General features: G+C 56.3%; 9 protein-coding genes. 5 read left to right on the plus strand and 4 right to left on the minus strand.

The genetic code is table 11. The features are described from left to right. Positions 1-541: 541 nt before the first annotated feature. The 3 genes from ACX80F_RS16615 to ACX80F_RS16625 all read right to left on the minus strand — a co-directional run bounded on the left by ACX80F_RS16615 (position 542) and on the right by ACX80F_RS16625 (position 4,025). Positions 542-883, minus strand: a complete 342-nt coding sequence (locus ACX80F_RS16615) for a histone-like nucleoid-structuring protein Lsr2 (RefSeq protein WP_459337491.1) — start codon at positions 881-883, stop codon at positions 542-544. Positions 884-1,973: 1,090 nt separating this feature from the next. Further along, complete coding sequence (locus ACX80F_RS16620) at positions 1,974-2,831, minus strand: AbiV family abortive infection protein (RefSeq protein ID WP_459337497.1); 858 nt, start codon at positions 2,829-2,831, stop codon at positions 1,974-1,976. A gap of 46 nt (positions 2,832-2,877) precedes the next feature. Next, a protein-coding gene (locus ACX80F_RS16625) for an IS3 family transposase (protein ID WP_459337492.1) occupies positions 2,878-4,025 on the minus strand; the annotation gives its coding sequence in 2 pieces (ribosomal slippage) (positions 2,878-3,746 and positions 3,746-4,025; 1,149 coding nt in all). Between the two features lie 328 nt (positions 4,026-4,353). On the opposite strand from ACX80F_RS16625, the gene ACX80F_RS16630 reads away from it, so the two are divergent. From ACX80F_RS16630 to ACX80F_RS16645, 4 genes are all read left to right on the plus strand, one after another. Further along, positions 4,354-5,115 carry a DUF6338 family protein gene (locus ACX80F_RS16630; RefSeq protein ID WP_459337493.1) on the plus strand — a complete coding sequence of 254 codons (762 nt, stop codon included), beginning with the start codon at positions 4,354-4,356 and terminating at the stop codon, positions 5,113-5,115. Between the two features lie 614 nt (positions 5,116-5,729). Beyond that, complete coding sequence (locus ACX80F_RS16635; RefSeq protein WP_459337498.1) at positions 5,730-5,936, plus strand: hypothetical protein; 207 nt, start codon at positions 5,730-5,732, stop codon at positions 5,934-5,936. Beyond that, positions 5,936-6,340 carry a hypothetical protein gene (locus ACX80F_RS16640; protein WP_459337494.1) on the plus strand — a complete coding sequence of 135 codons (405 nt, stop codon included), beginning with the start codon at positions 5,936-5,938 and terminating at the stop codon, positions 6,338-6,340. The genes ACX80F_RS16635 and ACX80F_RS16640 overlap by 1 nt, the downstream gene beginning before the upstream one ends. 9 nt (positions 6,341-6,349) lie before the next feature. After that, positions 6,350-6,877 carry a hypothetical protein gene (locus ACX80F_RS16645; protein ID WP_459337495.1) on the plus strand — a complete coding sequence of 176 codons (528 nt, stop codon included), beginning with the start codon at positions 6,350-6,352 and terminating at the stop codon, positions 6,875-6,877. 196 nt (positions 6,878-7,073) lie between these two features. Here the strand turns inward: ACX80F_RS16645 and ACX80F_RS16650 are convergent, their stop codons facing one another. Next, positions 7,074-8,291 carry a hypothetical protein gene (locus ACX80F_RS16650; protein ID WP_459337496.1) on the minus strand — a complete coding sequence of 406 codons (1,218 nt, stop codon included), beginning with the start codon at positions 8,289-8,291 and terminating at the stop codon, positions 7,074-7,076. A gap of 494 nt (positions 8,292-8,785) precedes the next feature. Between ACX80F_RS16650 and ACX80F_RS16655 the strand changes: the two genes are divergently transcribed. Then, positions 8,786-9,113 (plus strand): helix-turn-helix domain-containing protein (locus tag ACX80F_RS16655; RefSeq protein ID WP_459337499.1); only part of this gene is annotated, 328 nt, incomplete at its 3' end.

A 9,113-nucleotide genomic window follows, 5' to 3' on the forward strand; every position in this document is an offset into this window, starting at 1 on the left:
GCTTTCTCCTCCGGCGAATACCGACGTGCCGTCGGCTTCCCGGCTCCCTGACTTGATGCCATGACTCTATTCTCGTTTCCAAGGTCAGGAGTCTCCATCAAACCCAGGGCGTTTCAAGTCGAGGAATACCGACATGTCGAACTGCACGAAAATCTCTTATACCAGCCGTCGGGCCGCTGTTCTGGCGATACGAGCCATAGCCCATAGGTGTGTGACCAGCGGCCGCACAGGGCCGAAAGGTGCGTATTTCTGCAGTGGGTGCCGGTGCTGGCACCTCACATCCAGGTCCGGCATACAAGTCCCGCCATGGACGAAAGTACGAGACTGGCTCTGAATGTCGTCTGTCGATCGTTCGGCTCCTGATGGGACTGATGCACGAATACTCGATGGAACACCCTTGCCACTGGAGTCAGGGGTCTGTCTTGTCTCACAGCCCAGAACTCCGGTGAGTCGCTCGACACTGGGGCGCGACGGCTGATCCGCGAAAACAGTGTCGAGCGCCCTACTCATCGCCGGCTATGTTCTTCCTGGCGGGGAAGAGCTACTTATTGGCCTCGTTGTAGGCATCGACGATCGACTGGTTGATACGTCCCCGCGAGCTGGGGTTGTACCCGTTGTCCTGCGCCCACTGGCGGATCTGCTGTGTGTTCTCACGCTTGTTCCGGCTGGTCGAGGTTGACTGCTGGCCGCCCTGGCTCTTACGACCGGTGCGGGCCTTGCGTGCCTTCTCCACATACTCGGACAGGGTCGAGCGCAACCTGTCGGCGTTCTCCGTAGTCAGGTCAATCTCGTACTCGGTCCCGTCAACACCGAAGCGCACGGTCTCCTGCGCTACTTCTCCGTTGAGGTCGTCCACCAAGTCAACTTGTACACGCTGCGCCAATTTTTACTCCAAATGTTCGGTATGAATGAATGAATCCCAACCATTGACTCTATCGTGTACCACGTTCATGCCGCACCAACGAAAATAGGCCGTTCATTGGGCGGATGCGTCAGCAGGTGATTGCCGCACGAACGCGATCGTTGTCTTACCGCGTGGGCAGAGGCTTTGTGGTAGCAGGGTTTGCGGCGAGGGGGTCGTGGAACAGTCCAGCGGTGGGGGGAATTGCCGGTGGTGGCAGGGGTTGTGTGGTCGATGGGTTTTGGCGGGGCGCCGGGCCCTTGCCGGGGGTCTCGAAGAAAAAGGCTTCGAGTTCCTTGGCCCGATCTGGGAGGGGATTCTGCTTTACACGGGCAGGGTCACTCGTCGTGTGCTTTGTAGTGGGTCTGTGGTTTGTTTCCACGAATGTTTCCTCATCGACGTCGTCAGTAGCTTAGATGTTAGTAGCTTTGATTTTCTATTCTCCCGGTGCGCTGAGCTACGCGGAAATCTTCTCGGTCGGTACTCAGCCGCCGCCGGTATTCGTTGTGAACTGCTATGCGCGACGGCGCTGGTGGACTGGGTCAGTAACGCTCCTTGGCGATGAAAGGAGGCGATGACGCACTGACCGGCAGGAGGGGACTAATCCCATCAACCGGCTTAACGCGTGTTGCGGCGTCGATCAGCAGTCGGTCAGCGGTGCAGCGTTTGGTGGCTGGAATGCTGGTACATGGCAGACCGCCTCCACGACAACGGGCAGCCCGATGAGCAGCCCAGGCCGCTGCGGTTCCTCAATCTGCAGCAGGCAGCCGACAAGCTGAACACCAAACACAGCACCATTCGGGCACTCATCACTGCAGGGGACCTACCGGCCATTCAGATCGGCGCCGCGGTCAGTGGCGCATCGAACGCACCAAACTCGAGGACTACATCTGCGCCGCCTACGCCAGAGCCGCACTGACATCGCTGGCGGCGACGTCGACGCCTTGGCCGAGGCAGCGGAGTAGAGACTCCTCAGGGTCCGGACTAGCTTCCGTCAGCAGACTCTGCTGGGTCGGCCGGCGTAACAGCGCTCAACCAAACCCACCCCTCACGCTGAATCTTGCGCTGATGATTATTGCCACTCGCCATCGTATTCATGTGCAAACCATCGTTCTCGCTGCGCCTGAAGATCCGCGACCTCCACCTCGTCCTCCACAAGGTCCAAGCTGTTTAGTGGGAATGACCAGTGTCGGATGACGGTCGCCACAGCTTCACCATCCTCGCCAATGAGCTCGCGTTCCTGCACAAAAGGCAACTGTGCAAGGACTTGACGATTGAGATCCTCGACCTCGTTCCACCGCATGCCGTCATCTATGACCACGGAGTCCCAAGTATCCCGGATCAGTGACAGGCCGTCTTCTGTGAGAAGCCCGATGTGGTGCATTGCTGCAACGAGTTCAACGATGTTCGCCGCGGGAGTCGGATGACTGAACGGGGCATCATGCATTGCTGATCGTTCTGCCGGACCGCTCCAACGGAAGATCCCACCCTCCTCTTCCTTGTAATCGACGTAGAGGCGTTCCTCTCGGGCTGTCGTGACTTCGTTGGCGAAAATCCAATCAACGTCCATCGGGCCGTCCAGGTAGAACTTCTGCCGAAGGAAATCGATGTATCTCCGTACTTCCGCTAAATCAGCTGGGGACCCGTCATATGCCCGAACGTACAGTCCACGTGCGAGGTGATCGTAGAAGCGGCTGGTGCAAGCCTTCACTACGGAATTGTCGTGCCATCCTGCACGGGCAAGGTCGAGCAGAATTATGACCTTCGCTGCTTCTTCCTCGGCGAAGATCCGCAGGACGGCACCGCCGCGGTCGCGCCGCGAATCATTAAGTGTTGCAGCATCGACGCCCAATGTGGCGAGGTTATCGGCCAGTAGTTCCAGACCTTCCGCGAGGACTTTGAAACGCTGATTTACGGGGGTCTGAACGATTGACGGGACTGCTCACGGTTTGGTTGACTCGTGGGGTTGGTAGTTTCTAGGCGGCCAGCGCCATGTTGTTGATTGTCTCAAACTCGATCGGCGTGAGTTTGCCGAGTGCTTTCTGCCGTCTGCGGCGGTGATAGGTCCGTTCGATCCAGGTGATGATGGCCAGGCGGAGTTCCTGTCGGGTGTCCCAGCGTTTGCGGTTCAGGACGTTCTTCTGCAGTAGGGCGAAGAACGATTCCATGGCTGCGTTGTCACCACACGCGCCGACCCTGCCCATTGAGCCTTGCAGCCCGCTGGCGTGCAGCGCGGAGACGAATTTCCGGCTCCTGAACTGGCTGCCTCGATCCGAGTGCACGATCGTTCCCGAGGGGTTTCTGAGCGCTACGGCGTGGGCCAGGGCGGCCACGGCGAGGGCGGCTTTCATGCGTCCGTCGATGGAGTAGCCCACGATGCGGTTCGAGTGCAGGTCCTTGATCGCGCAGAGGTAGAGCTTGCCCTCCCCGGTGGGGTGCTCGGTGATGTCCGTGACCCACCGGGTATCCCGGGCAGCGGCGGTGAAGTCCCGCTCGAGCAGGTCATCGTGGACCGGCGGGCCCGCCTGGCGTCCACCAACCCGTTTGCGGTGGATGACCGAGAGGATGCCGTTCATCGAGCAAAGCCGCCAGATCCGCCGCTCGCTGGCGACCCGGGTAGCGCCGGCGTTGAGTTCATCGGCGATGAACCGGTACCCGAACGCGGGATCATCGGCGTGGACATCGAAGGCGGCGTTGATCAGATGCGCTTCCTCCCAGTCCCGGTTCGGAACGGGGTGGGCCTTCCATTTGTAGAAGGCCTGAGTGGAGAAGCCAAGTACCCGGCAGGTCACCGTGACGGGGACACCGTCAGCAGCTAGTTCGCGGACCAGCGGGAACATCATTTTGGGTTGACGTCCCGGGAGAGATACGCGACGGCCCGGCGCATCACCTCGGCTTCCTGCTCGAGGAGCCTGATCCGTTTGCGGGCCTCGCGCAGCTCGGCGGACTCCTCCTTCGCTGCCCGCGCTCCGGGATCGTCCTCCTCATCGGCTTGCTTCAGCCACCGATGCAGGGCCGCCGGCGAAACGCCGAAGTCCTTGGCGATCCTGGTCAGGGGTGCTTCGCCCTTACGGGCGACCGCGACCACGTCGCGGCGGAACTCTTCGGGAAAAGCCTTCGGCATGATGAACATCCTTCCACCGGCGAGGCTCATCCTCACAGGTCAGGAATCAACCAAACCTTCAGCAGTCCCCTCCGTCCACGACACGGTGAGGCATGGCTTTGATGTTGATCGTTACAGTGACAGTTTCCCGGCCTATGAGCTGTTGCAGAGTCTGCGACTAGAATCTGAACATGAACGAAAATAAGAGCACACGACCCGGATCTGGCGATGAGTACAAGGGCATAGAAGAATCAGGGAAGTCTCTACTAGGGTCATCCTGGACTTCTGATATGCGCATCGCGACAATCAGCACGTCGTCCACTGACGAGCTCGTAGATTCCGATGACGATTGAGCCTTGACAGCCTCGCTGCGATCATCAGCTTCCTTCTGATAATCGCCCCAGGGTCCATCTGGGAGTTGCGAAGGTCCAGATTCCACCCAGGTGTGAAAGAAACCGCCCTCATAGAGATTGCTCGCATCACGCTAGTTTCTTTGACAGCCACAAGTACTGCTATCGCAGTGACGGCTGCTGGCTTATGGCTGCCCATTTACAGGGAAGCCCAGGCGTCAGGGGTTGATCCTCTAGAATCGTCGGTTTCGAGCGTGCCAGTGGTGATTGCAGCGGTTATCACCGCTGCAATAGCTTGCTTCGGCACTTATATTGTCGCGCTGATTAAGTGGGGAACTCAGGAGCAAATAGAGGGTATTCGCGTCTGGCACCGATATTTTGTGAATCGTCGACCGCACCCAAAGATCGACCCGGTCCTGACTGTGGAACTGGTGGAAGAAACAGTTTGGAAGGGTCCACTTCTAAGTTTTGACTCTGACCCTGAGGACAGTCAGCGGTGGCTCAGTCTCCAGCAGCCGATGAGGAGAAAACGAAAAGGTGAAGAGAAGTTCACCCGAATCGCTACAGAATTTGTACTACTGCCTGAGAGTCAGATCAAGTCCATTCAGCTGGCATATACGCCACTGAATCTGGGGCGGGCTTCTGTAGCGGCCAAACCTGCTCGTACAGGAGTCAAAGCAAGATTAATCACGGCAGTAGTTGTGACTGTATACGTTCTAATACTTGTGCGGACCAATCGTGGCTCCGGGGTTGTTAGCTAAAATTTAGCGGACTACTTTGCGTCGGTTTCCCAGCCCGCCGAGCGGACCCGCCTGCAGGTAATCGCTCGTAATGATACGTGTGGTACGCCCTGACTGTGACAGGTTTGAGTGGCCTCGGTAGGACGGGGTCACGCTGGGGCCAGGTTGGGTTGACACAGTCAGTTCAGCCACGCCCAGCCTTCTCGCGGGACCTTGATAAGAGGTTCGAGGAATCGGATCTTCACCGCTGTGCGTGTGTAGGCGGTCGCGTGCGAGTGATGCGGCGTCTGGAGTTGGGCTTGTACGGAGTGAACGCGCAACTCTGACGCTGGTACATAGGTAGAGCATCCATTGATTGAGGCCCATCAACCCGGGGAGTAGAACCCAACAACCGGCGGAAGCACGCCATCCCTTCCACATGGGCCGACTAGTTCAACCACCGCCATTACCCGCTCAAGTAGTCGATGCTTCCCTACGAGACAGTCCGTTCCTACGAGACGGCGTCTACCATGAGGCAATGTTCACTTCTATTCATCGAGTTTTAGGCGACCCCCCCCGGCGACCTGACCTGGCATCTGCTCGAACAACTTGTGGAGCAGCAGGTTGAGGAGACGGCAGATCTTGACTTCAAACAGATGTTGCCCATCGGTAAAGGCGAATGGCGTGACGAAACGGCAAAAGACTTCGCTGCCATGGCTAATTCGGGCGGAGGTGTAATCCTCTACGGAATAGCCGAGGAGCGAGGGCGCGGCACGGCTAAGAGCATTGAACCGGTGGCTCTTGACGAGTGGGGTCACGCTTACTTCAGCAAATTGCATATGGGACTGTGCATCCTCCCCTAATGGACATACAAGCAGTCAAAATTGCTGACCCCGAGGACGCAAGTCAGGGCGTGCTGGCGATTGTCATTCTGTCGAGTACAGAGGTGCCACACATGTACTGGAAGAAAGAAGCTTTCTTAGCGCCAGTGCGTCATGGCCCACACACCCAGTGGATGGACGAACGACGTTTAGAAGAAGCATTTCGCGAGCGTTTTGAGGGAAGGCGTAGGCGCCAGCTACATCTTTCCGAGTTTTACGAAGACACTCTAGCTCAGGGTGCGCTAGGCCTGAAGGCTAGTCTGATCTCAGTTGCAATACCTGTCGGTCGAAGAGGAAGTCACGATCACCCCATTGATGCGGAAGGTGCTACAAACTTTTTCTACTCCGCCGCTCGACAGACTACAGAGTATATTCGATCTGAATAATCTCTCTTCATGGGATTTGATTTATCGCCGTCAGTTGGTTTAAGGCGCTGGAAATGGTTGTCCGACGATCGAACGAAGAGTTCCGGAAATCTACTCGAACTACATAGAGATGGCTCTATTGCGCTTTCTATAGATGTTGATGCTGAATTCATAGATCAAGACTCAGCTGCAGCAGCCAATGCAAGTCTTCGTTGGCGGCCGACGACAACCAGCCTGGCGGTCGAGTTTGCGATCGCTAAACTTGGCGCCTTTTTGGCAACCGGTGCTCAGAATCTTGAGAACAACGGAGATTATGAGATTCGAGTAGGGCTAGTGTGGAATCAGGATTTCAACGGATTGCGACCAATTCAAGTCTTCTCTTCATACGACAGAGCGCAGCATGACCCAGAGCCTTTGACTATCTATCGGTTTACTCCCATAGAGGGGACTGTCGCGGCTGGTAGCCCTGAGATGCTGCGTCAAAGCCTCTTCTCGCTCACCACTGATGTTCTCAATCAAATGGGTATCGCCCGGATCAACATGCTTCGTCACGTTTGAGATTAGGTTTGGCTCGGCGAACATTTGGCCGTACTACCCCTACCTGCAGAGGCGATGTCCAACACGCAAGCACGTCGGCTGCAGGAGGGGCTTCTGAACAGTCGGGGTAGTCGTTAGGAGCGCTCGGAAGTCACCATGTCACGTCCTTGGTGCCGCATTCGTTCGATGCACTTATTGGTGAACCTGCTCGTAGGTGCTACTTAACCAACTCTGCTCGCATGTCTGGCAGCGGGACCGTGATCAACGAAAGCTTCAGGGACCGGTTCGGGTCTAGGAATGAACGCATCTCATAATCGTTGTCGTCAGGAAAGCGCTCGTTCTTAACTAATCCTAGAAAATTGTCGTGGTTTTCAATAGCATTTTTTGCCTTGTTGGTAACTGCTGTTATGTCTTTCCTGTTTCGTATAAATACAATGAGTGCAGCTCGGGTATTGTGCCAGACCATGTAGCGCCCTAGCAGCTGATTAATTGCGGAACTCAAATCGTCCTCGCTGCTCCAAATCTTACATTCCCCGGTAAAAGCATCTCGGTCCTTCCATCTTAGGAGGATGTCAGTTTTCCCCAGGCCGATGAAGGTTTCTCCCGTCGCTGATCCTTCCCAGTTCGCATTCAGAATGAACAACAGTATGTCCCTCATTGATTGTTCATTAGCGTCAAGCAAAGTGTTTGCAGTCTCTGGTAAACGTGCTAAGGCGTTGGTGAATGACCGAATAGTATCCAGCAATGATAGGGCAATTGCTTCTGCCAGTTCGTATTCAGGGACGCCGTTAGCGGCCGACTTGTCTACTTGCTTCAGTGTTAGAGCCTTCGGACGCATCTGGACCTGAAGGACGCTCTCTGGCGATGGTTTTAGGCTTATTCCAGCAGTCTGCATTGAGCTTCGCACCATGGTCAAAAGATAATGCTTATCGTCCAGAATCTTAGTTACCTGATTCAAGAGCCTGAGTCGATGATCCTCAATCGCGAGATTGGCTTTTTCTGCGGCTTCTTGCAAAGCAGACAACCATTGGTTTCTTAGCCCGATGATGTTGGCGTCAAGGGCCTCCTTGGTGAGACTTTCCGTACGCTTAAGGTCGAAACCGAGCTTAATGAGCCAAATGCCAGCGTTGTTCGGGTGGATTTCCCCTGCGGGTGCGGCACCAGGTTTGGCATATAGATGAAGAGTTCCCGCTGCTCCTGTGCACGGAACGGCAAGAGTGACGTGAATCATTCGCGATTCGGGTATCTCCGCAAAGCCCGTTCTATCCCATCGCACGGTGTGGCTGATTTGGTCTGCGAGGATTGTGACGGGCTGGGCGACGTGCATATCTGAGACTTGTTTGGCCAGAACGGAAACGTCTGCCTGTTCGAGCGCATCGTCGTTGATAGCTTCCGCATATTTGCGCGCTAGATCTTCGCGTGCAGGAAAGTCCATTTCGTACTCCCGAAGATCGGCTATACTTCTTAGCAAGTTTTTCCTCCGTTTGAACTGCAAATAAAAATAAGTGTTTGATGCCTCGGTGAAAGCGGGTAACTCTCATACCAAATCTAGTCCGATTCTTCCTTGTGGTCTGCACATCGGAGGCTGTTCCGCTCCGAATCATACGAAGTAGCCCTAGCCTCGAGGGCTCCGAGTAGGGGCTTGGCGGTATGAACAAGCGGGCGGAAGGGCATCCCGCGTCTGAGGCCTTCGACAAGCAAGCTCTTGATGCTTGGGCGCGAAGTTGTAGGAGGTGTGGCTGGAGGTGATGGTCTCATCACGAAGAAGTGGCGGAACGGGATCTGACACCCAGTTGGTCCGGGTCGAGCTGAGGCGTTTTTTTGAAACCATAGCGACTTCGGGCTGTTGTCTGCTCTTTTTCTATCTCACCAAAGGATGGCGGTCTCAACCGGTCAGTGCACCACTCCTTGGCAGGATGAGTGGTGGAGGTGCGTGTGGAGTTCTCGACGGAGCAGCAGCAGACTATTTGGGAGGGGTGGCGGGACGGTGAGTCGTTCCGTCAGGTCGGTGACCGGGTGGGGCAGCCGGCGCACGTGGTCCAGTACTTTCTTCGGGGCTACGGCGGCATCAAGCCGAGCGTTCCTCGGCGGAACTGCCGGCACCTGACTCATCAGGAGCGTGAGGAAATCTCTCGCGGTGTTGCAACAGGGTTGTCGCTGCGCCGTATCTCCGTGGCCCTGGGCAGGTCTCACTCGAGCATTTCGAGGGAGCTCGCGCGCAACGGCGGACGGGCCGCTTACCGGGCAACAACTGCTG

It is taken from the genome of Arthrobacter sp. TMS2-4 (assembly GCF_054511075.1).

Coding starts and splice junctions, on each gene's coding strand:
- ACX80F_RS16635 (WP_459337498.1), top strand. CDS start 5,730: ATGTTGCCCATCGGTAAAGGCGAATGGCGTGACGAAACGGCAAAAGAC.
- ACX80F_RS16640 (WP_459337494.1), top strand. CDS start 5,936: ATGGACATACAAGCAGTCAAAATTGCTGACCCCGAGGACGCAAGTCAG.
- ACX80F_RS16645 (WP_459337495.1), top strand. CDS start 6,350: ATGGGATTTGATTTATCGCCGTCAGTTGGTTTAAGGCGCTGGAAATGG.
- ACX80F_RS16650 (WP_459337496.1), bottom strand. CDS start 8,291: ATGGACTTTCCTGCACGCGAAGATCTAGCGCGCAAATATGCGGAAGCT.